Source organism: Paenibacillus sp. CAU 1782 (assembly GCF_054551715.1).
The window spans coordinates 33,382-58,296 of the sequence record NZ_JBTOLL010000023.1 but is presented as its reverse complement, the minus strand read 5'-3'; the positions used below and the strand labels follow the sequence as shown (position 1 = coordinate 58,296).

21 protein-coding genes and 1 riboswitch are annotated in these 24,915 nt (G+C 53.1%); of the genes, 20 read left to right on the top strand and 1 reads right to left on the bottom strand.

Annotated elements, in window-relative coordinates:
• Positions 1 to 54 precede the first annotated feature (54 nt).
• The 9 genes from ACX93W_RS25275 to ACX93W_RS25235 all read left to right on the top strand — a co-directional run bounded on the left by ACX93W_RS25275 (position 55) and on the right by ACX93W_RS25235 (position 8,733).
• Positions 55 to 639 carry a nitroreductase family protein gene (locus tag ACX93W_RS25275; protein WP_459395146.1) on the top strand — a complete coding sequence of 195 codons (585 nt, stop codon included), beginning with the start codon at positions 55 to 57 and terminating at the stop codon, positions 637 to 639.
• Between the two features lie 200 nt (positions 640 to 839).
• Positions 840 to 2,075 (top strand): TraB/GumN family protein, encoded by a 1,236-nt coding sequence (locus ACX93W_RS25270; protein WP_459395145.1) that lies wholly within the window; start codon positions 840 to 842, stop codon positions 2,073 to 2,075.
• A 190-nt stretch (positions 2,076 to 2,265) separates the two neighbouring features.
• Positions 2,266 to 2,460: a hypothetical protein gene (locus ACX93W_RS25265; RefSeq protein WP_459395144.1), complete on the top strand. Its 195-nt coding sequence runs from the start codon at positions 2,266 to 2,268 to the stop codon at positions 2,458 to 2,460.
• Between the two features lie 170 nt (positions 2,461 to 2,630).
• Entirely contained in the window at positions 2,631 to 3,743 is a 1,113-nt protein-coding gene (locus tag ACX93W_RS25260) for an ABC transporter substrate-binding protein (protein ID WP_459395143.1), read from the top strand.
• Positions 3,744 to 3,984: 241 nt separating this feature from the next.
• A complete protein-coding gene (locus tag ACX93W_RS25255; protein WP_459395142.1) occupies positions 3,985 to 4,905 on the top strand; it encodes an ABC transporter permease in 921 nt (306 codons plus the stop codon).
• Positions 4,905 to 5,714 (top strand): ABC transporter permease, encoded by an 810-nt coding sequence (locus ACX93W_RS25250; protein WP_459395141.1) that lies wholly within the window; start codon positions 4,905 to 4,907, stop codon positions 5,712 to 5,714. Before ACX93W_RS25255 ends, ACX93W_RS25250 begins: the two co-directional genes overlap by 1 nt.
• Positions 5,711 to 7,009 (top strand): ABC transporter ATP-binding protein, encoded by a 1,299-nt coding sequence (locus tag ACX93W_RS25245; protein ID WP_459395140.1) that lies wholly within the window; start codon positions 5,711 to 5,713, stop codon positions 7,007 to 7,009. The genes ACX93W_RS25250 and ACX93W_RS25245 overlap by 4 nt, the downstream gene beginning before the upstream one ends.
• A gap of 3 nt (positions 7,010 to 7,012) precedes the next feature.
• A complete protein-coding gene (locus ACX93W_RS25240) occupies positions 7,013 to 7,828 on the top strand; it encodes a DeoR/GlpR family DNA-binding transcription regulator (protein ID WP_459395139.1) in 816 nt (271 codons plus the stop codon).
• Positions 7,825 to 8,733 carry an alkaline phosphatase family protein gene (locus ACX93W_RS25235; protein ID WP_459395138.1) on the top strand — a complete coding sequence of 303 codons (909 nt, stop codon included), beginning with the start codon at positions 7,825 to 7,827 and terminating at the stop codon, positions 8,731 to 8,733. The genes ACX93W_RS25240 and ACX93W_RS25235 overlap by 4 nt, the downstream gene beginning before the upstream one ends.
• A gap of 1,179 nt (positions 8,734 to 9,912) precedes the next feature.
• On the opposite strand, the gene ACX93W_RS25230 is transcribed toward ACX93W_RS25235, so the two are convergent.
• Positions 9,913 to 11,196, bottom strand: a complete 1,284-nt coding sequence (locus ACX93W_RS25230) for a LysM peptidoglycan-binding domain-containing protein (protein WP_459395137.1) — start codon at positions 11,194 to 11,196, stop codon at positions 9,913 to 9,915.
• Positions 11,197 to 11,647: 451 nt separating this feature from the next.
• A riboswitch (purine riboswitch) is annotated at positions 11,648 to 11,746 on the top strand.
• 406 nt (positions 11,747 to 12,152) lie between these two features.
• On the opposite strand from ACX93W_RS25230, the gene purE reads away from it, so the two are divergent.
• The 11 genes from purE (at position 12,153) to purH (ending at position 24,649) form a co-directional block, all read left to right on the top strand.
• On the top strand, positions 12,153 to 12,638 hold the full coding sequence (gene purE, locus ACX93W_RS25225; protein WP_459395136.1) for a 5-(carboxyamino)imidazole ribonucleotide mutase: 486 nt from the start codon (positions 12,153 to 12,155) through the stop codon (positions 12,636 to 12,638).
• On the top strand, positions 12,635 to 13,894 hold the full coding sequence (purK, locus tag ACX93W_RS25220; RefSeq protein WP_459395135.1) for a 5-(carboxyamino)imidazole ribonucleotide synthase: 1,260 nt from the start codon (positions 12,635 to 12,637) through the stop codon (positions 13,892 to 13,894). The genes purE and purK overlap by 4 nt, the downstream gene beginning before the upstream one ends.
• 7 nt (positions 13,895 to 13,901) lie before the next feature.
• A complete protein-coding gene (gene purB / locus ACX93W_RS25215) occupies positions 13,902 to 15,197 on the top strand; it encodes an adenylosuccinate lyase (protein ID WP_459395134.1) in 1,296 nt (431 codons plus the stop codon).
• Between the two features lie 110 nt (positions 15,198 to 15,307).
• Positions 15,308 to 16,204 (top strand): phosphoribosylaminoimidazolesuccinocarboxamide synthase, encoded by an 897-nt coding sequence (locus ACX93W_RS25210; RefSeq protein WP_459395133.1) that lies wholly within the window; start codon positions 15,308 to 15,310, stop codon positions 16,202 to 16,204.
• A 63-nt stretch (positions 16,205 to 16,267) separates the two neighbouring features.
• Positions 16,268 to 16,510: a phosphoribosylformylglycinamidine synthase subunit PurS gene (gene purS, locus ACX93W_RS25205; RefSeq protein WP_459395132.1), complete on the top strand. Its 243-nt coding sequence runs from the start codon at positions 16,268 to 16,270 to the stop codon at positions 16,508 to 16,510.
• A 4-nt stretch (positions 16,511 to 16,514) separates the two neighbouring features.
• A complete protein-coding gene (purQ, locus tag ACX93W_RS25200) occupies positions 16,515 to 17,210 on the top strand; it encodes a phosphoribosylformylglycinamidine synthase subunit PurQ (protein WP_459395131.1) in 696 nt (231 codons plus the stop codon).
• Complete coding sequence (gene purL / locus ACX93W_RS25195; RefSeq protein WP_459395130.1) at positions 17,188 to 19,431, top strand: phosphoribosylformylglycinamidine synthase subunit PurL; 2,244 nt, start codon at positions 17,188 to 17,190, stop codon at positions 19,429 to 19,431. Before purQ ends, purL begins: the two co-directional genes overlap by 23 nt.
• Positions 19,416 to 20,897, top strand: a complete 1,482-nt coding sequence (purF, locus tag ACX93W_RS25190; protein WP_459395129.1) for an amidophosphoribosyltransferase — start codon at positions 19,416 to 19,418, stop codon at positions 20,895 to 20,897. Before purL ends, purF begins: the two co-directional genes overlap by 16 nt.
• 497 nt (positions 20,898 to 21,394) lie before the next feature.
• Positions 21,395 to 22,438 (top strand): phosphoribosylformylglycinamidine cyclo-ligase, encoded by a 1,044-nt coding sequence (gene purM, locus ACX93W_RS25185; RefSeq protein WP_459395128.1) that lies wholly within the window; start codon positions 21,395 to 21,397, stop codon positions 22,436 to 22,438.
• Positions 22,438 to 23,046, top strand: a complete 609-nt coding sequence (purN, locus tag ACX93W_RS25180) for a phosphoribosylglycinamide formyltransferase (protein ID WP_459395127.1) — start codon at positions 22,438 to 22,440, stop codon at positions 23,044 to 23,046. The genes purM and purN overlap by 1 nt, the downstream gene beginning before the upstream one ends.
• A gap of 55 nt (positions 23,047 to 23,101) precedes the next feature.
• On the top strand, positions 23,102 to 24,649 hold the full coding sequence (purH, locus tag ACX93W_RS25175; RefSeq protein WP_459395126.1) for a bifunctional phosphoribosylaminoimidazolecarboxamide formyltransferase/IMP cyclohydrolase: 1,548 nt from the start codon (positions 23,102 to 23,104) through the stop codon (positions 24,647 to 24,649).
• The last annotated feature ends 266 nt before the right edge of the window (positions 24,650 to 24,915 follow it).

Here is a 24,915-nt window from a genome sequence, read left to right as displayed (position 1 = left end):
CTGGAGTGGGGTAAACTGTCCTCAATTTCAGGAATCCAGGAGGAACGAATATAGATGAGCCAAACATTGCCGGATGTACTAACAGCCATTGCGGAACGCCGCAGCATAGGAAGATTTAAGGATGAACCCGTGGAGCGGGATTCCATCGTTCAACTGCTTCAAGCCGCCGGATGGGCGCCAAGCCATCATAATACGCAGCCATGGCGTTTTGTCGTCATGACGGGGGAAGGCAGAAGCAAGCTGGGAGAAGGCTACGCCAATGTTGCGCTTAGCGATGTGCCAGGACTAACTGCGGAAGAGACTGCGGAAAAGCGGAAAAAAGAAATCGCAAAGGCGTTCCGTGCTCCCGTCGTCATTGCCGCTATCTGCTCGCCGGCCGATGATCCAAGAGCGGTTGCGGCGGAAGAATTGGCTGCTGCTCAAGCGGCCGTGCAAAACTTGCTGCTTGCTGCGCATGGACTGGGCCTTGGCGCGATTTGGCGCTCCGGCGCTCCAATGTTTCATAAGGCGATGAAAGAAACCTTTGAGCTGCGCAGCGACGAGGAAATTGTAGCATTTGTTTATTTGGGCCATCCCGATATGAAACCGCTGAAAGCGGAGCGTACCGATATTTTGGAAAAAACGATTTGGCTGGAGTAGGGACAGGAGAGCCTTATTCCTGATGCCAATCACATGATTTCATTCTGCAAAAAGCAGGGCGGAACCTTAGCCTGATGCTTAATAACCGTGTTTTTCTCTCTATTATTATTGGTAAAAGTTTGATAGAATGAGCTGATGCCACAAGGCATTGGCTCATTTTACATATGAGAGTCTATCCAATTATGAGAGAGAGTGGAAACATGAAAAAGCTAAGCGCTTTATTTCTATCCCTAGTCCTGCTCTTCTGCGCAGCAACCGCCGCAAATGCCGCAACTCCGCCGCTTAGCGTCTGGATCGATGGCAAGCAGGTTCAGTTTGGCGAACAACAGCCATACAAAATTGAAGGCACAACGCTGGTGCCCGTCAGAATGCTGCTGGAGCAGCTGGATTTTGAGCTGGGATGGAATGAACAAAGCCGCGTCATAACGGCCAGCAGCAAAAAAACAACGCTTACTCTTCAAATCGATCACAAAACGGCGTACGTCAACGGTACTCCCAAGGAGCTTGCCGTAGCGCCTCAAATCGTTAAAAAGGTCTCTTATGTACCGATTCGTTTTATTATTGAAGAAGTTGGCTTAACCATTGATTGGGACAAAGCCACTAATGCAGTTGCCATTGATACGGCAGTCAAAAGCAAAGGATTTATGTGGCAGGTGGAGAAAAACGGCAACACGGTTTATTTGCTGGGCTCCATTCACGTTGCGAACGAAGCCATGTATCCGCTGCGCGATGTTATAGAAGAAGCTTTCCAAGCCTCCGATTATTTGGCGGTAGAAATAGACGGTACCAACGAAGAGGCCGATGTTGGCGCGATACTGGATGAGCTCGGCGTTTATCGGGACGGCACGACGCTCAAAAATCATGTTTCTGCGGAAACGTATGCCGAGGTTGTCGAGCTGCTTACCGCTCTGGAACTTAAGCCGGATGCGCTGGACAAATACAAGCCATGGTTTGCATCATTGCTCCTTTCCAGTCTTGGCTCGGAGAGCAGTGAATATGAAGCGGAGCTCGGCATCGACAATTATTTTATGGACAAGGCGCTGAAGCGCCAGATTCCGATTATGGAGCTGGAGAGCTACCGGCTGCAATATGAAATGTTCGACGGTTTTTCGCCAGAGCTGCAAGAGGGTTATCTGCTAGGCACTATCTATAACTTCTACAGCGAAGAGGACGGCGTTGACAACTTGTCGGAGATGTGGGTTACAGGGGATCTGGACACCTTGTCCAAAATGGCAAACGATTCGTCAGGAAACGAAGAGTATTATAATGCCATGCTGAAAAACCGCAATATCGCCATGGTAGACAAAATCGACGGCTTCCTGAAAGGAACAGACCAAAAAACGTATTTTGTTGTTGTAGGCGCGCTTCACATGGCTGGCAAGGATGGCCTTGTAACGCTGCTGGAGCAAAAAGGCTACGTTGTCAACCGCTTATAGAAATCAATAAAGCTCAAACCTGATCTAACAAATAGCATTATGCAAAAACACCCTGAGGGGTGTTTTTGTGCGTTAAGGACCGTAAAAGACCGCTCCTTTTGATTCACAAATATTCCAAAAATGTATAGAATCCGTTTAGCGGGTTTTGATATAGTGGTGATCATCAATTCATTTAGAGGTGAAGCAAGTGATGACCAGAAACAGGTTATCCGTCGTGCTGTTAAGCTGCTTTGTTTCGTTGAGCGTATTGCTCCCCAGCATAATAGAGGAAGGTCATAGAGAGCCTTCGCTATCCGAGGAAAGCGATCAAACGGTACAACCGGAAGTGAAAAAGCCGGAGGTTTGTGTAACATCGGCATATCTCATAAGCAAAAACGCCATATAAGGCCATCCCCGTCTTGAGACTGGAGGAGGGTCTATTTTTTTGCGGCGATCTTAATAATTCCTAAAAATGCAGTTGATATTCCGTAAACAGTCTCTTCTTATACTTAAAAAGGGCATAAAACAACGAGAATGCAGGATGACCCCACAATAATCCACAGGGAGTGCAAACAAATGAATTTTTCTTTGAAAAAGGGATTGGCGTTATGTTTGGCAGTATCCAGCGTTGCCGTTATGCTGACGGCGTGTGGAGGCGGCACCGGCTCTTCTACTAACGCGTCTGGCGGTAGTGGCGGAGAGGAGCTTACGCTTGCGGAAATCGAAAAGAAAGCAAAAGAAGAAGGCTCCGTAATTAGCGTCGGCATGCCGGATTCGTGGGCAAACTGGAAGGACACCTGGGAGGAAATCGGAAGCAAATACGGTTTGACTCATAGCGATACGGATATGTCGAGCGCCGAGGAAATTGCCAAGTTTGAAGCGGAAAAGGACAAGCCAACAGCGGATATTGGCGATGTCGGCATCGCTTTTGGCCCAGTTGCTGTCAGCAAGGGCGTTACGCAGCCTTATAAAACCTCCTATTGGGACGAAATTCCGGCTTGGGCGAAGGATGCGGACGGCCATTGGGTAGTCGGTTATCAAGGCTCGATCTCCTTTTTTACTAATTCCAAGCTGGTGAAGGATACGCCAAAAAGCTGGGAAGACCTGAAAAACGGCGATTACAAAATCATCGTAGGCGATGTCACTAAAGCCGCGCAAGCGCAAATGGCCGTGCTTGCAGCCGCCATTGCGTTCGGAGGCGACGAATCCAATATCGAGCCGGGCATCGCTTATTTTGAAGAGCTGGCCAAAAACGGCCGTTTGTCGAATGCGGAAGCTTCCTTGGCCAATATGGAAAAAGGCGAAGTTGAAGTTACGCTGCTGTGGGATTTCAATGCGCTGAACTACAAGGACATGCTGGGAGCGGATCAATACGATGTCGCTATTCCGTCGGAGGGCAGCGTTGTGAGCGGCTATGCCACCATCATCAACAAATACGCGCCTCATCCTAACGCTGCAAAGCTGACCCGCGAATACATTTTGAGCGACGAAGGCCAAATCAATTTGGCTAAAGGTTATGCAAGACCAATCCGCTCCGGCATCGAGCTTCCGGCGGATGTTGCCGCGAAGCTGCTCCCTGAAGATGCTTATACCAATGTAAAACCGGTTGGCGATTACAGTGTGTGGGAAGAAACGGCCAAAAAGCTGCCGCAGCTTTGGCAGGAGCGCATTCTTGTTCATATGAGCTAACCTGCGTGTCTTTTACGATCCAGCAATAGGCCGGCATACGCAAGCATACAGATACTCGGCATTCGCCAGCAATTGCAACAACAGGGGGAGGCGGCGTGCATCCGGACGCAACAATAGCGTGTCCAATGGAGGCTGCAAATAGCGCATCCAAAGACGCGCCTCTAGGCGCTGCGGACGCAACAATGGCGTGTCCAATGGCGCGCCGTCTCCTTCTACCCCCTTCGGGAGCGTGAGAAATCATATGAAAAAGTTTAAAAAACCATGGTTTCTGCTTGGTTTATTGCCGTTTGTGTTTATGGTTGCCGCTTTTCAACTGGCCCCTATCTTGGCGATGCTGACGGGAAGCGTGAGCAGTTCCGGTACCGGCGGTTTTACGCTGGACAATTTCGTTAAAATTTTTCAGAGCAAGTTTTATTTAAAAGCGATCCAGAACAGTCTGCTGATTTCGGTTTTTTCCAGCGTGATCGGCCTGCTTATCGGCCTTGCCGCAGCCTATGCCATTACCCGGTTTTCCCCGAGGATTCGCAACGCGCTGCTGATGCTTTCCAATATGACCTCGAACTTTGCTGGCGTTCCGCTTGCTTTTGCCTACATTATTTTGCTGGGCAGCAATGGCGTTTTTACGCTGCTGTTCAAGCAGTGGGGCTGGAGCGTGTTCGCCGAGTTTAATTTATACAGCTGGTCCGGCCTGGTGCTGGTTTATGTCTACTTCCAGATTCCGCTAGCCCTGCTGCTGCTTTATCCGTCCTTCTATGCCATATCGGAGCAATGGAGGGAGGCGGCTTCGCTGCTGGGAGCTACTAAAGCGCAGTTTTGGCAAAGTGTTGGATTGCCGATTCTGACGCCTGCGATCTTCGGCACCCTGGGTATTTTGTTCGCCAATGCGATGGGTGCTTATGCGACGGCTTATGCGCTTGTTGGCGGCAACTTCAACCTGCTTGCGGTTCGCATCGGCTCGCTGGTCGCGGGAGATGTAGTCAATGATCCCGAGCTTGGCAGCGCCCTGGCGGTAGTAATGGCGGCATCCACTCTGCTGGCCGTTTATCTCAATCACAAAATGACCCGGCGTGCAGGCCGATTCCGTCCCGGCCAAGACATGGGCAAGCCGGCTTCCCGCCGTTTTTCTCATTGGAAAAGCGCTGTTGCAAAGGAGGAGGCTTAATGCAGGGACAAGTCAAAAAAGCAGGGTGGGCTCCCCGCACCGTCGTGACCTTTTTTATGATGTATTTGCTGCTCCCGCTGCTGGCAACCTTGATTTATGCCGTATCCCGGGAATGGCAGGCCACTATCCTGCCGGAGAGCTGGACGCTGGATTGGTTCCGGGAGCTTGGCCGAGACGCCCGTTTTATGGACGCGCTCTGGACCTCTCTTTATATCTGCGCGATTAGCGTTGTGCTGAGTCTTGCCGTCATGCTTCCCGCGGTATTTATCATATCCATCTATTTGCCGCGGCTGGAGGGATTCATGAAGGGCATGGTTGTGCTGCCCTATGCCGTTCCGGGCGTCGTTGCGGCGGTTGGCTTGATTCGCACCTATTCCAGCGGTCCATTTCCCATTTCCGGCACCGTATATATTTTGATCGGCGCTTATTTTGTCATTATCCTGCCGTACATGTACCAAGGCATACGAAACAGCCTGTTGACGATATCCGCACCTACGCTGCTGTCGGCTGCCGAAATGCTTGGAGCAAGCCGCTTTAAGGCGTTTGTTACGGTTATCGTGCCCAACATCTGGACTGGCGTTATGGTTTCCTCCTTGTTGTCTTTTTCGGTGCTGTTCGGCGAGTTTGTCTTGACAAACATGCTGGTTGGCGGACATATTCAGACGATACAGGTTTATTTGATGCAGAAGGTGAGCCAAAGCGGCCACTTGGCGAGCGCAATCGCCATTGCTTATTTCCTGTTTATATCGGTGCTTTCGATTCTGCTGTTGATGCTCGGCAAAAAAGTGAACAAGGGGATAACGGAATGAATGCCTATTTGAAGCTGCAGCAAATCACCAAGTTATTCGGGCAAAATACGGTGCTGAACAATGTGAATCTGGAAATTGGCAGGGGCGAACTGATTACGCTGCTTGGCCCTTCCGGATGTGGCAAAAGCACGCTGCTTCGCTGTATTGCCGGCTTGACCGAGCCGGATCACGGCCGCATTTTTCTGGATGATCGCGATATTACAAATGTGCCTCCTCGCAGCCGTGAAATCGGCATGGTGTTTCAATCCTACGCCTTGTTCCCCAACCTGACGGTGGGCCAAAATATCGAATACGGCATGAAAATGCGCGGAGCTTCAAAGGAAGAAAGGCGCAAACGCTCCTCCGATCTGCTGGAGATGATCGCTCTTGGAGATAAGCGGGACTCTTATCCGCAGCATCTCTCCGGCGGGCAGCAGCAGCGCGTGGCGTTGGCGCGTTCTCTTGCGGTGCAGCCCAAAGTGCTGCTGCTGGATGAGCCGCTGAGCGCGCTGGATGCCAAAATCCGCAAAGCTTTGCGAGCGGAAATCCGCGACATTCAGCAAAAGTTCAATATGACGACGATATTCGTAACGCATGATCAAGAGGAAGCCATGATTCTATCAGACCGCGTATGTCTGATGAATCAGGGAAATATCGAGCAGCTTGGCACGCCGGAGGAGCTGTATGCTTCGCCCCGCACTGAATTTGCCGCCCGGTTTATGGGCAGCTACAATGTGTTGTCGCGTCCCGAGGTGATGAGGCTGTTCGGCCGGGTAGGCGGCGAGGCGGAGCGGTTTGCCATCCGTCCGGAAGCATTGCGATTCGCCAGCGAGTCGGATGGTTTTGCAGCCGAACAGGGTAGCTCCCCTGCGTTATCGGAGTTTGCGGCCGAGCCGGGTAGCTCCCCTGCTTTATCTGGGATTGCATCCGAGCCGGGTAACTCCCCTGCTTTATCCGGGGTTGCATCCGAGCCGGGTAGCTCCCCTGCTTTATCCGGGGTTGCATCCGTGCCGGGGATTCCCTCCGTTTTATCGGGGGGGTCGGCCGAGTTGAGGAATCCCTCAGCGTTATCGGGGGTTGAAGGTGCGGCGGAGAAGGGTTCAACCAAAGGATCGGGCCAAGCAACTGTGGAGGGACGTATTTTGTCCAGAGCCATTATGGGCAATATCATCCGCTACATCGTGGAAGCGTCGGATATCCGGCTGATGGTCGACGTCTTGAATGATGGCCGTTCCTTCCCCGGGCGAGAGAGAGGTTCCGTCCAGCTTGTATTGGATGAAAACCAGCTTCTGAGGCTTGAGAGGGAAGGGGCGTAGAGATTGTCTATTTCATCCGAGAACCGCAAAATCGTCATTTTGGAACAGCTTAACCGGGAAGGCCAAGTCAAGGTGCCGGATCTGTCGCAGCAATTTGCGGTATCCGACGAGACGGTGCGCCGCGATTTGCTTTTTCTGGAGAGGGAAGGGTTGGTCAAGCGGGTGTATGGAGGAGCGGTATCGACAAAGCCCAAAAGGCCCACAAGCCTGGAGCCTCCTTATTTGCAGCGCCGCAAGGAGATGAGCAAGGAAAAGGAATGGATCGGCAGAGCTGCCGCCAGTCTTGTGGAATCCGGCGATACCATCGCGATTGACGTTGGCACCACAACGCTGGAGCTGGCAAAGGCGTTATGCAATGTGGAGAGAGTAACCATTTTGACCAATTCCATTCCGGTTGCCAATCAGCTGATGGATTCGCATAGCAGCGGCAAGTTTACGGGCCGCATTTTCGTTGTGGGCGGCGAGCTGAACCCGGAGCAGCAGTCCATGACGGGAAGTATGAGCGAAATCATGTTGTCCCAATTTCGCGTGGACAAAGCGTTTGTTTCCGTCGGCGGCCTATCGATCAGCCGGGGCATTAGCGATTACGATCCCGGAGAAACCGGCATGTCCCGCAAAATGGTAGAAGCAGCCTATCAAACCATCGTGTTGGCAGACGAATCCAAGCTGGACAAGGAAGCTTTTGTAGAAATAGCGCCATTGTCGCGTATTCATACGATCGTCAGCAACGCGGCGCCGTCCAAAGAATGGATTTCAGTCCTGAAGAATCAGCGTATTGGATGGATTCAAGCCAACAATGAGGAGGATAAACCCCTATGACGAATTCTGAACCCAAGCTGATTGCAATTGTATTGGACGGATTGAGGTACGATGCTGCACGCAGTTATTTGGGATATGTGGAGCATCTTGTCGAACAGGGGGAGGCGGCTTGCTTTCGCGTTCAATCCCAGCTTCCCAGCCTTTCCCGCCCGCTTTACGAGGTATTGCTGACGGGGACGCCTGCGGCGCGAAACGGCATTACGGCCAATCATATCGTAAGAAGAAGCCATCAGCAGGACGTGTTCCGGCTAGCCGCCGACGCGGGACTGAGAACGGCCGCGGCGGCTTATTTCTGGGTGAGCGAGCTCTACAATGCCGCGCCGTTTAATCATTTGACCGATCGCCATCAGCATGATGAAAGCAAAGCGATCCAGCACGGCATGTTCTATTTCGAGGATCATTATCCCGATAGCCATGTGTTTATCGACGCCGAACATTTGAGGCGGCATCATGATCCCCATTTTCTATACATTCACTCCATGAATATCGACGACGCGGGACATAAGCACGGCGGAGAGAGCAAGGGATACGAAACCGCCGTACGTATTGCGGACGGTATTCTGGCGACATTCGTCCCTCTATGGCTGTCGCAAGGGTACCAAATCATCGTGACATCGGATCACGGCATGAACGCCGAGGGGCATCATGGCGGCACGGAGCGGGAGGAACGGGAGGTTCCCTTGTACCTGATCGGAACAGGAAGAACAGGACCAACAGGACCAACAGGACAAACAGGACAAACAGGGCAAGCAGGACAGACAGGACAGACAGGACAAACAGGGCAAGCAGGACAGATTCCGCTGTCTCAAGGTGACTTCCCGCAGGGAATTCCGCAGTTGTACATGGCTCCCCTATTTTGCCGCTGCCTGGGCATAGAAGCGTCAGAGGACATGTTGACGTGGTAGAGTTCGCATAAAGTCTTATTTTCGACGAAATTTTTGATGATTTTTGATGAGCAACATGCCGAAAGGCAAGTACCGCAAAGGAAAGCGGACTTTTTGTGCTTCCTCTTTAGAGGCATGTTTTGGTAAGTAATTTGCTGCTTGACTAGATAGCGGCTAGACAGTGACTAGATGAGTGGCTGGATGGGTGAGATACGGTAAGTGACTAGATGGTGAATAGATAGGTGAGATTAGGTAAATGACTAGGTCGTTGATTGGATGGGCGACGGGTTAGGTGGCTCGATAAGTGGGATTAGATAGTTGATTAGTTAGTGACTAGTAGGTGGCTCTCAAAATGGTTTCCTTTGCGAAGTAGAGAGTATTAGCTTTCAATGAGCAGGAGCGCTGGAGGCTATATCTTCTTTTATTTTGGGCATCGGCAGGGAACCTTCCCTCGCCTAATGGTCATCTATGACCGTAAGAGCCCCAAATAGCTATATTTGCTTCGGCTAATGGTCATCCATGACCTTTAGACGCTCATATACTGCTTATTAAGAAGTAAATCCAAGTCTAACGGTCACATATGTCCTTTAGAGATGGATTTTTCATCAAAACAGGGCTCTAATGGTCATGGATGTCCATAAGAGAAGTTCGTTAGCGTGCAGCAAGCTCCCGACACACTTATCCTGACCCCGGAACATCTTAACAAAACTGCCACTACAAAGACACCGAAGCTGCTACCGTTGCAAAGCCGCCATTACAAAGGTGCCAAAGCAAGCTGCCACCGTTGTAGGGCTGCGAGTAAAAAGGTGCCAAAGCAAGCTGCTGTCGTTGTTGAGCCGCCATTACAAAGGTGCCAAAGCAAGCTGCCACCGTTGTAGGGCTGCGAGTAAAAAGGTGCCAAAGCAAGCTGCTGCTGTTGTAGAGCTGCGATTGCAAAGACACCGCAAGGTATCAGCGCTGCAAACAGGCCAAAACTAAGACACCGCAAGCCGCCCCCGTAAAGCCGCGGCTTGCGGGTTGCTAGCCGAACCGAACAAAGCGTTCCCCGCCTCTGCCCCGTAGTGGCTTTCTTTGCTAACCATTCGAGCGGTGATTTTTGTTTTGAGCACCAATCAGTTTTCTTTGGAGCACCAATCAGTTTTGTTTTGAGCACCAATCAGTTTTCTTTGGAGTACCTATCAGTTTTGTTTGAACCACCTGTCAGACTAGTTTTTTGGTGGTGAAGTTGGCGTTCAGCACAAACCAGTTTTGCGGGAATGGAACGCCTAACACCCAATAACTCACGCCGCGAAGTTTGTAGGCTTTGACGATATCGTATTTGGCCTGCACGCTGCGCGCGTCCTCATACCAGACCACATGCTCCTGTCCTTCGTCATCATAATAGCGGTAAAAAGGCGATTGTGAGGTTTCATCATATTGGATGGAAGTATTGTTACGCGCGGCGCGAACGACAGCTTCCCGCGGGCTGACCGTTGGCGCCCACCGTCCTCCCTGCACATAAGGCAGCGTCCAGTCATAACCGTAAAGCGGCATGCCCATCATGATTTTGGAAGGGGGAATAACCGTCAGCGCGTAGTTCAGCACCTTGACCACTTCGTTGATTGGCGCGACCGCGCGGGGCGGGCCTCCCGACCAGCCCCATTCATAGGTCATCAACACGACAAAATCAAGAATGCGCCCATGGGCTTCATAATCATGCGCCTGATACAGAGTGCCCGTCTGGTCGGCGGAAATTTTGGGAGCAAGCGCCGATGAAACAAGCCAGCCGTTAGGGTGCAAAGTGTCGACAAGCCGCTGCAAAAAAGCGTTGTACAATTCCCGATCGGCGGGCGGCACATATTCAAAGTCGACGTTTAGCGACATATAGCCCTTCTGCCTCATCGTGGACTGAATGGCTTCCAGAAGCGTGTTTTGCGCGGTGGAGTCTGCTAAAACGGAGTGGGCGATTTCTGGACTGAAGGTGCCGCTTTCGAAATTGGTGATAACCATCATGGGGGCGGCCCTTTTGCTGTAAGACGCTTCTATAACGGCGGAATCGTTAAGGGGATGAAGCTGGCCGTTGCGCTGCACCCGGTAGCTGAACGGACTCAAATAAGTCAGATGCTCCCCGATTTCCCTAACAAGCGCAGCTCCTTGCTCCTCGAATTTTTCGGTATAGGCGTTTACCTCGATGACGGGTCTGGACGGCTGAGGGATGACTAGGCTTTGGCCAACCGCCAATTGAGCGGGATTGGCCAATCTATTGGCTGTCGCCAGCTCCTGGATGGATACGCCATACTGTTGGCCGATACTCCATAGCGTTTCACCCGACTTTACGATATGGGCAGAGCCGGATGGCGGTCCCGGAATAATAAGCGATTGTCCAATAACAAGCACCGATTGATCCGGCAGACCGTTCGCCGACAGCAAATCCTCCAGGGAGACGCCGAAGCGCTGGGCGAGCGCCCAAAGCGAATCTCCTTTTTTCACACTGTAAATCCGCAAAACTTTCCCCTCCTTTATAAATAAGTTGAACAAAAGAGTTCCAGCGATGTTAGCCGTCGTGTGAAAAGTTGTTCCGGGCATTTGCCTCGGAATAACGTACTCTTACGATCGTGTGGGGCTGTTGTTCCCGGGTTCCCTGGCTGTTCATTCCCGCACTCCTCGACAGGCCATTTTCTATCGTATATGATGGGGAAAAGAGCCTGTCACTTAAAAAAAGCCGCATATACCATATGTATTCAGGATGAGGTTAATGTAGTCGCGTATAACGGATGGCGAATTCAATCACCATAGTAGCGAGATTTAATCACCAAGACAGGAGAGAAAAAAGAGTTTTTAGGCGATAGGGTTTAGCCAAAAGCGAACTTTACTAATTGATCCGTAGAAAACGTTCGTATTTTGTTGACAGTATAGAGCCAATTCGATAAACTGGAATAGGTTTGAGGCGGCGACTTCCGCCCATTAATTTTTACCTCGTATATATTCGGGAAAGGCCCGAATGTTTCTACCCGGAAACCTTAATTTCTGGACTACGAGCCCAATAAACCGATAATAGATCGAGTTCGGGAGGTCCTTAAGCGGACTTTTTGAACAACCTCTAATAGATAAGCTTGCCGAAGCTTCGCTGCTTGCGATGCCGGCATTCCGTCGTGACGAGAGTCACAATTGCCTACAGCATATAGGGGTTGCTTCTGGAGGATGGAGCAGCCTTATGCTGTCTTTGGCGCGGCGGCTGGAGCGATGTCCGGTTTATTGCACATGAAGTCTTTCGCTGCTCATCGGAGTTCGAAAGTGCTGATTTTGGCGAGGGTCCTGCAGCGTGTAATAGTACGTGTTCAAAAAGATTGGCGACAGACGACGGCGAACTTTTTGAACAAGCTCTATTTTCAATGGCTGAAAGGGCCCTTTTAATTTTGCGTTTTATGACAATAATGAACATAGAAAGTGGGTTTGAGAACATGTCTGCTAAGGTGGGCGTCATTATGGGCAGCAAGTCGGACTGGGACACTATGAAATTGGCCTGCGACGTTCTGGATGAACTGGAAATCCCGTACGAGAAAAAGGTTGTATCGGCGCATCGGACGCCTGATTTGATGTTCCAATATGCGGAAACGGCCCAGCAGCGCGGTTTGAAGGTTATTATCGCTGGCGCTGGCGGAGCCGCTCATCTTCCCGGCATGGTCGCCTCCAAAACGATTTTGCCGGTTATTGGCGTTCCCGTGAAATCTTCCAGCCTGAGCGGATTGGACTCGCTTCTGTCCATCGTGCAAATGCCGGGCGGCATTCCGGTTGCGACTGTGGCAATCGGCAATGCGGGCGGCACCAATGCCGGCTTGCTGGCGGCGCAAATGCTGGGAGCATTTGATCCCGAGGTGCAGGCGCGCGTCGAAGCGCGGCGCGAGGCCATCAAGCAGCAGGTGCTGGAAAGCAGTGAAACCCTATGAGCCAAAACGCTGACAAAGCTGGCGCGAGGGCAGAAAACAACGAAGCCGGGAACGGGGCGGCTGGGGCAGGCAAAAGCCAACAAACGCCTCGGCTGATACCTCCGGGAGGCACCGTCGGCATTTTGGGCGGCGGGCAGCTGGGACGGATGCTGGCAAATGCCGGCAGCGCAATGGGGTATCGCTTTGTGGCGCTGGACCCAACGCCCGATTCCCCGATGGGACAGGTCTCCCGCCAGATTACGGCGGCTTACGATGACGAAGCTGCTGCAAGAGAGCTTGCGACGCAATGCGATGTCATTACCTATGAATTCGAAAATGTGGACGCTGGCGTAGCCGCGATGCTGACGAAGGAAGCCTACGTGCCGCAGGGCAGCGCCCTTCTGCACACGACCCAGCATCGCTTGCGCGAGAAGCGGGCGATTGAGGCCGCGGGCGCAACGGTTGCTCCCTATCGGGAGATTACAAGCGTTGAAAGCCTCGCTCAGGCGGTCGCTGAACTTGGCCTGCCGGCGGTGTTCAAAACCGCAACCGGCGGCTACGACGGGAAAGGCCAGTGGGTCATCCGCAGTTTGGATGAGATCGAGGAAGCTTACGCGACGTTGTCCAAAGCGGGCACGGAGCTGGTGCTGGAGCAGTTCATTTCCTTCCGCAAGGAAATCTCGGTTATTGCGGCCCGCAGCTCAAACGGGGAGATCAAAGCTTTTCCCGCAGCAGAAAATATACATGTAAACAACATCCTGCATTTGTCCATCGCTCCCGCGCGAATTGAACCCTCGGTTGCCGAGGAAGCGGAACGGCTGGCTGTCGCCATTGCCGAAGGGCTTGGCGCGGTTGGACTCATCGCGGTTGAAATGTTCGTAACGGAGGATGGCGGGCTGTTCGTCAACGAGCTTGCGCCTCGCCCCCATAACAGCGGGCATTATACGATGGAAGCGAGCAAAACCTCGCAGTTCGAGCAGCATATTCGCGCCATCTGCGGCTTGCCGCTGGGCGATGCCGGGCTGCTGACTCCCGTCGTTATGGTGAACGTGCTGGGACAGCACGTGGAGCCTGCGGTAGCGCGGTTGTCGGCGCGCGACAAAGCGGCGGAAGAGCTCGGCGTAACGCCGAAGCTGCATTTGTACGGCAAGAAGGACGCCGTTAAGGGACGGAAAATGGGCCATGTAAACATTTTGGCCAACAGCACGGAGGATGCGCTTCGCTGGATAGAGGAGAGCGGCATCTGGGATCAAGAAAACAAAAGCCGGAAGGTGTGAAGGGTACATGTTGGAACGTTACAGCAGACCGGAAATGAGAGCGATCTGGACCGAAGAAAATAAATTCAAAGCCTGGTTGGAGGTCGAGCTATGCGCATGCGAGGCTTGGGCTGAGCTTGGCGTTATTCCCAAGGAAGATGTGGAGGCGCTGCGGAAGGCGGCATCCTTCGATATCGACCGCATTTACGAAATCGAGCTGGAGACGCGCCATGACGTTATCGCGTTTACACGCGCCGTATCGGAAACGGTTGGACCGGAGCGCAAATGGGTTCATTACGGCTTGACCTCGACGGACGTCGTGGATACGGCGCTTGGCTACCTGCTGCGCCAGGCTAATGAAATTCTGTTGAAGGACATCGAGCGCTTTATCGGCATCCTGCGCGAAAAAGCGGTTCAATATAAAGATACGCCAATGATGGGGCGGACGCACGGCGTACATGCGGAGCCAACGACGTTTGGTCTCAAAATGGCGCTGTGGCACGAGGAAATGAAGCGTAACCTGGAGCGGTTCAAGCATGCGGCGGACGGTGTTCAGTTCGGCAAAATGTCGGGTGCGGTCGGCACATACGCCAACATTGATCCTTTCGTTGAAGAGTTTGTATGCCGCAAGCTTGGCATCACGGCGGCTCCGATTTCCACGCAAACGCTGCAGCGTGACCGCCATGCGGAATATATGGCGACGCTGGCGCTGATCGCCACTTCCATGGACAAGTTCGCGACCGAAATTCGCGGCTTGCAAAAAAGCGAATTCCGCGAGGTGGAGGAGCCGTTTGCCAAGGGGCAAAAAGGCTCGTCGGCGATGCCGCACAAGCGCAACCCGATCGGCGCGGAAAATATGTCCGGCCTCTCCCGCGTCATTCGCGGCCATATGCTGACCGCCTACGAAAACGTGCCGCTTTGGCATGAGCGCGACATCAGCCATTCCTCCGCGGAACGCGTCATTCTGCCGGATGCAACCATGCTGCTCAACTATATGTTGAACCGCCTGGGCAATATTATTCAAAACCTGACGGTGTTCCCGGAAAACATGAAGCGCAACATGAGCGCGACTTACGGCGTGCCGTTCTCCGGCCGCATCATGACAAAGCTGATCGACAAAGGCTTCAGCCGCGAGCAAGCATACGACACGGTTCAGCCGCGCGCGATGCAAGCTTGGGAGACTCAGCGCCAATTCCGTTCTATCGTGGACGAAACGGAAGAAATCACAAGCGTGCTGTCGGCGGAGGAGCTGGACGATTGCTTCAATCCGGCATGGCATCTGAAAAACGTGGATACCATTTTCAAACGTTTGGGTTTGATCTAAAAGACCATGTCAAGAAGAAACGGATGCCCGTCCTGGAGCGGCGCAGACCGTTTCATTCCGGCGAAATTCGGTTTTAAGCACCGACAAAACGTTAAGGGGGAAACGGGTTTATGACAGGGCAAATCCAAGCGATATCAACAGCGGTTGATTATGTTAAAGCTCCGCTGGTATACAAAGGAAAGGTCCGGGAGCTTTATGATCTGGGCGAACACTTCCTTATCGTTGTGACGGACCGGATTTCGGCGTTCGACTACGTGTTGGACCCCGCTGTGCCGGACAAAGGAAATGTATTGAACCGTTTGTCCGCCTTCTGGTTCGACTTGACGAAGGACGAGCAGGCTAATCACGTGGTGCATACCGACGTGGAGAAGCTTGGCGACATCATTACTCAGCCTGAGCTGCTGCGGAACCGGATTATGGTGACGCGCAAGGCGGAGCGCATTGATATCGAATGCGTGGTGCGCGGCTACATCACAGGCGGCGGCTGGCGTCAATACCAGTCCACTGGTGAAATCAACGGCATCAAGCTGCCGGAGGGCATGCGCAAAAACGAGCATTTTGCGGAGCCGCTCTTTACTCCCGCCGCCAAAAACGACGTGGGCCATGACGAGGACATCCCCTTCGACAAAATGGCGGAGCTTGTTGGCAAAGAGCTGGCGGAGGAGCTGCAGGAGCGCAGCATCGCGCTCTATAAGCTGGCACATGATTATTGCCAGGAGCGCGGCATTATTCTTGCCGATTGCAAATTTGAATTTGGCCTTATCGACGGCAAAGTGATCCTGATCGACGAAATTTTTACGCCGGATTCCTCGCGTTTCTGGGCGGAAGGCAACTACGCCTACGACGTGGAAATCGACAGCATGGACAAAGAGCCGGTACGCACTTATCTGCTTGGCTCCGACTGGGACCGGGACAGCAAGCCTGCACCGCTGCCTGAACCGGTCGTTGCCGCAACAACAGCGCGTTACCGTGAAATTTATCGCCGCTTGACCGGCGCGGAGCTGTAGAAGCACCGCAAATTATTCTTTCGTTTTGACAACCCTAAACTAACCATATATCAGGAGGCATTTATGAAGGCAACCGTCTACGTCACGATCAAGGAAAACGTTTTGGACCCGCAAGGAACTGCAGTACAAGGCGCGCTTCATTCCATGGGTTTTGCAGAAGTCAGCAAGGTTCGCATCGGCAAATATCTTGAGGTGGAACTGGATACAAACGACCGCGCTGAAGCGGAAGCCCGTCTGAAAGTGATGTGCGAAAAGCTGCTGGCCAACACCGTTGTCGAAGACTACCGTTTCGAGCTGGAGGGATAAGGTCATGAAGTTTGCGGTACTCGTATTTCCGGGCTCCAACTGCGATATTGACTGTTACAAGGCGGTAGAAAGCACGATTGGCCAATCCGTCGATTATGTATGGCACACCGCTACGGATCTTTCCGCTTACGACGCGATTATCGTGCCTGGCGGCTTCTCCTATGGCGATTATCTGCGCTGCGGCGCAATCGCGCAGTTTGCGAATGTGATGAACGAAGTGAAAAAAGCGGCCGAGCAAGGCAAATACGTGCTTGGCATCTGCAATGGATTCCAGATTTTGACCGAAGCCGGTTTGCTGCCGGGCGCTCTGATCCGCAACAACGGCCTGAAATTCCGCTGCCATTCTACGCATCTTGAAGTCGTTAACGCGGCTACGCCGTTTACGAATCAATATGCCGAAGGCGACATCATTGATATTCCGATCGCCCATGGCGAAGGCAACTACTACTGTGACGATGAGACGTTGGCTGAACTAAAAGCCAATAACCAGATCGTTTTCCGCTATGCGGGCGATACCAACCCGAACGGTTCTGTCGAGAACATCGCGGGCATCAGCAACAAAGCGGGCAACGTGGTCGGCATGATGCCGCATCCTGAGCGCGCAGTCAACCAATTACTCGGCTCCGAGGACGGAAAAGGCATGTTTACATCGATTTTGAATGCATGGAGGGAACAGCATGGCGCAGCAGTTAACGGCTAAGGAACCGACGGCGGAGCAAATCGCCGATCAGAAAATTTATACGCAATTTGGCGTAACGGACCATGAATACGAGCTGATTTGCGGTTTTCTGGGACGCAAGCCGAACTATACGGAAATTGGCGTATTCAGCGTTATGTGGTCGGAGCACTGCTCCTACAAAAATTCCAAGCCAATCCTGAAAAAGTTCCCGATCACGGGTCCGCGTGTTCTGATGGGTCCCGGCGAAGGCGCCGGCATCGTAGACATCGGCGACAATCAAGCGGTCGTGTTCAAAATCGAATCCCATAACCACCCATCCGCTGTTGAGCCGTATCAAGGCGCGGCTACCGGCGTTGGCGGCATTATCCGCGATATTTTCTCCATGGGCGCACGTCCCGTGGCTCTGCTGAACAGCCTGCGCTTCGGCAATCTGGCCAGCGAGCGCGTTAAATACCTGTTCGAGCATGTTGTCGGCGGCATCGCGGGATACGGCAACTGTATCGGCATCCCGACGGTAGCGGGCGAGGTTATGTTTGACGAAAGCTACGAAGGAAATCCGCTTGTTAACGCTATGTGCGTTGGTTTGATCGATCATGACAAAATCCAGCGCGGCGTCGCCAAAGGCGTTGGCAACCCAGTTTTCTACGTTGGCCCGGCAACCGGCCGCGATGGCATTCACGGCGCAACCTTTGCATCCGTGGAGCTTTCGGAGGAATCCGAGGAGAAACGCACGGCGGTTCAGGTCGGCGATCCCTTCATGGAAAAACTCGTTATGGAAGCAACGCTTGAGCTGATTAACTCCGGCATCGTGCTTGGCATTCAGGATATGGGCGCAGCCGGCTTGACTTGCTCCAGCGCGGAGATGGCTTCCAAAGCGGGCAACGGCCTGGAGCTGTACCTCGACGAGGTTCCGCAACGCGAAACGGGCATGACGCCTTACGAAATGATGCTTTCGGAATCGCAGGAGCGCATGTTGTTCGTTGTTGAGCCGCAGCATGAAGAGCAAGCCAAGGAAATTTTTGACCGTTGGGGCATTATTTGCGCCAAGGTTGGCAAAGTAACCGATGACGGACGTCTGCGCTTGTTCCATCAAGGCGAGGAAGTTGCGGACATGCCGGTCACAGCGCTGGTTGATGAATGTCCGGTGTACAACAAACCGTCCGCCGAGCCGGCATACTACCGTGAAAACGCTAGTGTAGACAGCTCCGATTTTGCGGAAATTACGGACTTGAACGACGCTTTGGAGAAGGTTTTGGCATCACCGACAGTAGCGAGCAAGGAATGGGTTTACAATCAATACGACTATATGGTTCGTACGGCAACGGCGGTACAACCCGGCTCCGACGCGGCTGTTGTTCTGATCGACGGCACGCGCAAGGCGCTGGCGATGACCACGGACTGCAACGGACGTTACGTATATCTGGACCCTGAAGTAGGCGGCCGTATCGCGGTTGCGGAAGCGGCGCGCAATATCGTTTGCTCCGGCGCCGAGCCGCTGGCGATTACGGACAACCTGAACTTCGGCAATCCGGAAAAGCCGGAAGTATTCTGGCAGCTGGAAAAATCGGCCGACGGCATGAGCGAAGCTTGTATCAAGCTGGATACGCCGGTAATCGGCGGCAACGTCAGCTTGTACAACGAAAATGCCAAAGGCGCGATTTACCCGACGCCTGTTATCGGCATGGTTGGCCTGGTGCATGACCATGACCACATTACGACTCAAGGCTTCAAAAACGAAGGCGACGTCATCGTGCTGATTGGCGATACGAAAGCTGAGTTTGGCGGCAGCGAGCTGCAATACGTGTTGAACGGCGCACCATCCGGCCGTCCTCCTGTCATCGATCTGGATGTGGAGAAAAAGGTGCAAGGCGCGGTGCTTGGCGCTATTCAGAAAGGCCTTGTGTCTTCGGCTCATGACTTGTCCGAGGGCGGCATCGCGGTTGCACTTGCAGAGTCTTGCATCAGCGGCGGCATTGGCGCAGAGGTTGCTCTGAGCAGCGAGCTGCGTAACGACCACCTGTTGTTCAGCGAATCGCAATCCCGCGTATTGCTTTCGGCAAAACCGGAGCAAGCGGAGAAGCTGATCGCTTGGCTGGGTGAGCAAGGCGTGTCTCACGCGGCAATCGGCAAAGTAACAGGAAGCGTTCTGTCCATCAGCGTAAACGGCAAGACTGGCGTTCATTCGCCGGTACAACAACTGGAGAAGGTTTGGAAGGATGCGATTCCATGTCTCATGAAGTGATGACCCTTCCCCGTCTGTGGACGGGCGACCATTATAATGAGGGCATCGGCCGGGATGATATTTTTGACAAGCTTCGCGAGGAGTGCGGCGTATTCGGGGTGTTCGGCCACCCCGATGCCGCCGGACTGTCGTACTATGGTCTGCATGCGCTGCAGCACCGGGGCGAGGAAAGCTCCGGCATCTGTACGGTAGATACGGCTAGAGGCAACGCCTTTAACTATCACCGCGGCATGGGATTGGTTAAAGAAGTATTCGACAAAGACAAGCTGGACATGCTGGCGGGCGACCGTTCCATCGGGCATGTTCGTTACTCCACGTCGGGAGCGAGCCAACTGGCAAACGCACAGCCGCTTATTTTCCGCTATCGCGACGGCGATCTTGGGGTTGCGACAAACGGCAATATCGTCAACGCACCGGAAATCCGCCGCGAGCTGGAGATGAGCGGTTCCATCTTTCAGACCTCCAGCGACACGGAGGTTATCGCGCATTTGATCGCGCGTTCTCCGAAGGATTTTGTCACGGCGGCGAAAGAAGCGCTGCAGCGCATTGTCGGCGGTTTTGCGTTCCTGATCATGACCAACGACAAGCTGCTGGTCGCTTCCGATCCCCACGGGCTTCGCCCGCTGGTGATGGGGCGTATCGGCGACGCATATGTGTTTTCCTCGGAGACCTGCGCGTTCGAAACGATCGGCGCAGAATATGTTCGCGACGTGCAGCCGGGCGAGCTGCTGATTCTGGATTCCTCCGGCATGACGGAAGACCGCTATGCGGAAATCGAGCGCCGGGCGACCTGCGCGATGGAATATATTTATTTTGCCAGACCGGACAGCGATATTAATACAATCAACATCCACTCCGCGCGCAAGCGGATGGGCCAACGCCTTGCGATTGAGTCCTTCGTGGACGCGGACATTGTAACGGGCGTGCCGGATTCCAGCATTTCCGCCGCTATCGGCTATGCGGAGCAAACGGGCATACCGTACGAGCTTGGGCTTATCAAAAACAAATACACCGGACGGACCTTCATTCAGCCCTCCCAGGAGCTGCGCGAAAAAGGCGTAAAAATGAAGTTGTCCGCCGTCCGCAAGGTCGTTGAAGGCAAACGCGTTGTCATGATCGACGATTCTATCGTACGGGGCACAACGTCTCGCCGGATCGTCAACCTGCTGCGCGAGGCTGGAGCGACGGAGGTGCATGTGCGCATCACATCGCCGCCGTTCAAAAACCCGTGTTACTACGGCATCGACACGCCGGACCGCAAGGAGCTGATCGCATCCTTCCGGACGGTGGAGGAGATTTGCAAAGAAATCAACGCGGACTCGTTATCCTTCCTAACCGACCAAGGTTTCGTGGATTCGGTAGGCGGCAACGACGGCGCTTATAACCGCGGCATGTGCCTCGCCTGCTTCGACAACGACTACCCTACCGTCGTAGACGAAGAATCAGACAAAAGCTGCAGCTGCTAGGACCTGCTATATAAGTGGAACAAAAGAGTTTCAGCGGTGTGGGCCGGCGTGTGAAGGGTTCTTCCGATCGCAATTAAAAAAAGCGGATGCGGCTTAACGTAGACTTGCCGCCGCTTGACCGGGGCTTAACCGAAGGCTGGGCTTAACCGAAGGTAGGGTTTAACCGAGGGTTGAGTTAAGCGTAGGTTAACAGAGGGTTATTCCTTGCCCTGAAAAGTTGAAAATCTTTTGTTCAACTCCATTTATTTATTGAAAATACAAAGGCTCAATAACAAAAATCAGTTTTTGACGGCATATGCAATAGGCGAAGGGGCAGAGGGATTCTGTAGAAACGGAGTGTTCGCTTGTAAAATCAGATTTCAACCGCTAAGAAATTGTTCAATGAAAATCTGATTTTAACAGCGATCGGAAGAACCCTCTGCCCCTCAGCGCCCCCCGCATATATAAAGTCAATTTTCTGTTTTTGTCATGAGCCAAAAACGAAAGGTGCGATATTCGTGTCAGAAGCGTACAAAAAAGCAGGCGTCGACATTGCCGCGGGCAATGAAGCGGTCGAACGGATGAAGAAACACGTGAAGCGGACATACCGTCCGGAGGTGCTGGCGGAGCTTGGCGGCTTTGGCGGTTTGTTCAGCCTGGACAAAAGCAAATACGAGGAGCCAGTGCTGGTATCCGGCACGGACGGCGTCGGCACAAAGCTGAAGCTTGCTTTTGCAATGGACAAACACGATACAATCGGCATCGACGCTGTTGCGATGTGCGTCAACGATATTATCGTACAGGGCGCGGAGCCGCTGTTTTTCCTGGACTATCTGGCCTGCGGCAAGGTTGTTCCCGAAAAAATCGAAGCGATCGTGAAAGGCATCTCCGAAGGTTGCGTACAGTCCGGCTGTGCGCTGATCGGCGGAGAAACGGCTGAAATGCCGGGCATGTATTCCCAAGAGGAATACGATATCGCGGGTTTTACCGTCGGCATCGTTGACAGGAAAAAAATGATCGACGGCTCCACGATTGCTCCGGGCGACGTCGTGCTTGGCTTTGCTTCGAGCGGAATCCACAGCAACGGCTTTTCGCTGGTGCGCCGTCTCCTGCTGGAAGAAGCGGGTTATTCGCTGGATCAGCAGTTTGACGAGCTTGGCGGAGCAAAGCTTGGCGACGTGCTGCTGGAGCCAACGCGCATTTACGTGAAGCAGGCGCTTGAGCTGATCAGCAAGGTGCAAGTAAAAGGCATGGCGCATATTACGGGCGGCGGCTTTATCGAAAATATTCCGCGCGTGCTGCCGGAAGGCGTCAATGCGGACATCCAATACGGATCGTGGCCGATTTTGCCCATTTTCGAGCTGATGCAGAAAAAAGGCGAAATTACGAATCGCGACATGTTCACGACTTTTAATATGGGCATCGGCCTTGTCATTGTTGTTCCTGTCGAACAGGCGGAAGAAGCGGTGCGCGTGGCGGAAAGCCTTGGCGAAAAAGCTTATACCATCGGCAAAATCACGGAAGGCAGCCGTATCGTGACATTTACGGGAGCTGAGGTGTAATGGCCGGCCTGCGCATTGCGGTGTTTGCATCCGGGCAGGGGAGCAATTTTCAAGCCATTGCCGATGCGGTGCGGGATAGGAAGCTCGATGTTGAAATCGGGCTTCTTGTTTGTGACAAGCCGAGCGCTCCCGTTGTGGAGAGAGCGGCTAAAGCCGGCGTTGAAACCTTCCTATTCAAACCGAAGGACTACGCTTCGCGCGAGGATTACGAGAGAGTCATTCTGGCGGAGCTGGAGAAGCGCGACATCGGACTGATTGTGCTGGCCGGCTATATGCGTATTTTGACGCCTGTGCTGGTGGAGCCTTTTTACGGCCGAATGATCAATGTTCATCCTTCGCTGCTGCCGGCATTCCCAGGTGTTGACGGGATCGGACAAGCTCTGGAGTACGGCGTAAAGATAACTGGCGTGACTGTGCATTATGTAGACGGCGGGCTGGACAGCGGCCCCATTATCGCGCAGCGGGTTGTTGAGGTGGAGCATGGGGATACTCGCGACAGTCTTTCAGAGCGGATTCATGCGGCTGAGCAGGCCTTGCTGCCGTATGTGATCGGCCAGATCGCCCGCAGCAAAGTTGTGCTGGACGGAAGAAACGTAACGATCGGGTAATGGGGCTGAAGATAGCTGAATCTGATGGTTTTATTCAAAATAAGGGGGCATTACGGTGGCGATTAAACGAGCGTTGATCAGCGTATCCGATAAAACGGGCATCGTTGAGTTTTCAAGGGAATTGGCAAAGCAGGGCGTGCAAATCATTTCGACGGGTGGAACATTCAGCCTGCTGGAAAAAGAAGGCGTTCCGGTTATCGGCATTTCCGATGTAACGGGTTTTCCTGAAATTATGGACGGCCGCGTCAAAACGCTTCATCCCGCAGTACATAGCGGGCTGCTTGCGGTAAGGGACAACGAGGAGCACCGCAAGTCGATGGAGGAGCTGGGCCTGGATTATATCGATCTGGTGGTCGTTAACCTGTACCCGTTCAAGCAAACCATCGCCAAGCCGGGTGTTTCCTACGAGGAAGCGATCGAAAACATCGATATCGGCGGCCCAACCATGCTGCGTTCCGCTGCCAAAAACCATGCCTTTGTAACGGTTGTTGTGGATGCCGGCGATTACGGCGCTGTTTTGGAAGAGCTGAAGGCTGACGGCGACACGACGTTGGAAACGCGCAAACGTCTGGCAGCCAAAGTATTCCGTCATACAGGCTCCTACGACGCATTGATCTCCGACTACCTGTCGAAGCAAACTGGCGAACCGCTTCCTGAAACGTACACGGTCACTTACGAAAAGGTGCAAGGATTGCGTTACGGAGAAAACCCGCATCAGCAAGCTGCATTTTACAAAAAGCCACTGGCTTCCGAAGGCAATATTACGACAGCGGAGCAGCTGCACGGCAAAGAGCTGTCCTACAACAACATTAACGACGCAAACGCGGCGTTGTCGATTCTCAAGGAATTCGACGAGCCGGCCGTTGTTGCGGTCAAACATATGAACCCTTGCGGCGTAGGCATCGGAGCTAACATTCACGAGGCTTACCAAAAAGCGTACGAAGCCGATCCAACCTCCATTTTTGGCGGTATCGTAGCGGCTAACCGCACACTTGGCGCAGAAACGGCTGAGCTGCTGGGCGCTATCTTCCTGGAAATTATCATTGCGCCGGATTACACGCCGGAAGCGCTTGAGATCCTCTCCAAGAAAAAGAATATTCGCCTGCTCAAGCTGGGCGAGCTGAAAGTTGCTGCAGAGCGCCAGCCGGAATGGTTGGTTACTTCTGTTGACGGAGGCATGCTGGTTCAGGAAAGCGACGTCCATTCCCTGAAGGAAGAGGATCTGCAGATCGTAACCGACCGCAAGCCAACTGCCGAGGAAATGAAACAGCTTCTTTTTGGCTGGAAGGTTGTTAAACATGTGAAATCCAATGCGATTTTGCTGGCCAAAGACGACATGACGGTTGGCGTTGGCGCAGGCCAAATGAACCGCGTAGGCGCGGCTCGCATCGCTATCGAACAAGCCGGCGAAAAAGCCGTAGGCGCGGCATTGGCTTCCGACGCATTTTTCCCGATGGGCGATACCGTGGAATTGGCGGCTAAAGCCGGCATTACGGCAATCATCCAGCCTGGCGGCTCCATCAAGGACGAAGAGTCCATCGCGGCAGCCAACAAAGCGGGAATTGCGATGGTGTTCACCAGCATCCGCCACTTCAAACACTAGAAAGGTAATTCAAAAAGTCCGCTTTCCATTGCGGGTCATGACTAGCGTCATGGCCGGCGTCGAATATGGCATTCAGCCGAAACTTCCGTTGCTCACTTAGCTTCCACTAAGCTCCGCTACTCAGTTTCTAGCTTTATGCCATCTTCTCGGTACTGAAAACCGGACTTTTTGAACCTGATTGTGTGGGGTCGTTCAAAAAGTCCGCTTTCCATTACGGGTCATGACTAATGTCATGGCCGGCGTCGAATATGGCATTCAGCCGAAAT

Excerpts from the sequence above, each read along its gene's own strand:
- purK (WP_459395135.1), top strand. The coding sequence starts at position 12,635 with ATGAGCCAAAACGCTGACAAAGCTGGCGCGAGGGCAGAAAACAACGAA.
- ACX93W_RS25260 (WP_459395143.1), top strand. The coding sequence starts at position 2,631 with ATGAATTTTTCTTTGAAAAAGGGATTGGCGTTATGTTTGGCAGTATCC.
- purL (WP_459395130.1), top strand. The coding sequence starts at position 17,188 with ATGGCGCAGCAGTTAACGGCTAAGGAACCGACGGCGGAGCAAATCGCC.
- purS (WP_459395132.1), top strand. The coding sequence starts at position 16,268 with ATGAAGGCAACCGTCTACGTCACGATCAAGGAAAACGTTTTGGACCCG.
- ACX93W_RS25255 (WP_459395142.1), top strand. The coding sequence starts at position 3,985 with ATGAAAAAGTTTAAAAAACCATGGTTTCTGCTTGGTTTATTGCCGTTT.
- ACX93W_RS25270 (WP_459395145.1), top strand. The coding sequence starts at position 840 with ATGAAAAAGCTAAGCGCTTTATTTCTATCCCTAGTCCTGCTCTTCTGC.
- ACX93W_RS25235 (WP_459395138.1), top strand. The coding sequence starts at position 7,825 with ATGACGAATTCTGAACCCAAGCTGATTGCAATTGTATTGGACGGATTG.
- purQ (WP_459395131.1), top strand. The coding sequence starts at position 16,515 with ATGAAGTTTGCGGTACTCGTATTTCCGGGCTCCAACTGCGATATTGAC.
- purF (WP_459395129.1), top strand. The coding sequence starts at position 19,416 with ATGTCTCATGAAGTGATGACCCTTCCCCGTCTGTGGACGGGCGACCAT.
- ACX93W_RS25210 (WP_459395133.1), top strand. The coding sequence starts at position 15,308 with ATGACAGGGCAAATCCAAGCGATATCAACAGCGGTTGATTATGTTAAA.
- ACX93W_RS25245 (WP_459395140.1), top strand. The coding sequence starts at position 5,711 with ATGAATGCCTATTTGAAGCTGCAGCAAATCACCAAGTTATTCGGGCAA.
- purE (WP_459395136.1), top strand. The coding sequence starts at position 12,153 with ATGTCTGCTAAGGTGGGCGTCATTATGGGCAGCAAGTCGGACTGGGAC.
- purN (WP_459395127.1), top strand. The coding sequence starts at position 22,438 with ATGGCCGGCCTGCGCATTGCGGTGTTTGCATCCGGGCAGGGGAGCAAT.
- ACX93W_RS25250 (WP_459395141.1), top strand. The coding sequence starts at position 4,905 with ATGCAGGGACAAGTCAAAAAAGCAGGGTGGGCTCCCCGCACCGTCGTG.
- ACX93W_RS25275 (WP_459395146.1), top strand. The coding sequence starts at position 55 with ATGAGCCAAACATTGCCGGATGTACTAACAGCCATTGCGGAACGCCGC.
- ACX93W_RS25265 (WP_459395144.1), top strand. The coding sequence starts at position 2,266 with ATGACCAGAAACAGGTTATCCGTCGTGCTGTTAAGCTGCTTTGTTTCG.
- purB (WP_459395134.1), top strand. The coding sequence starts at position 13,902 with ATGTTGGAACGTTACAGCAGACCGGAAATGAGAGCGATCTGGACCGAA.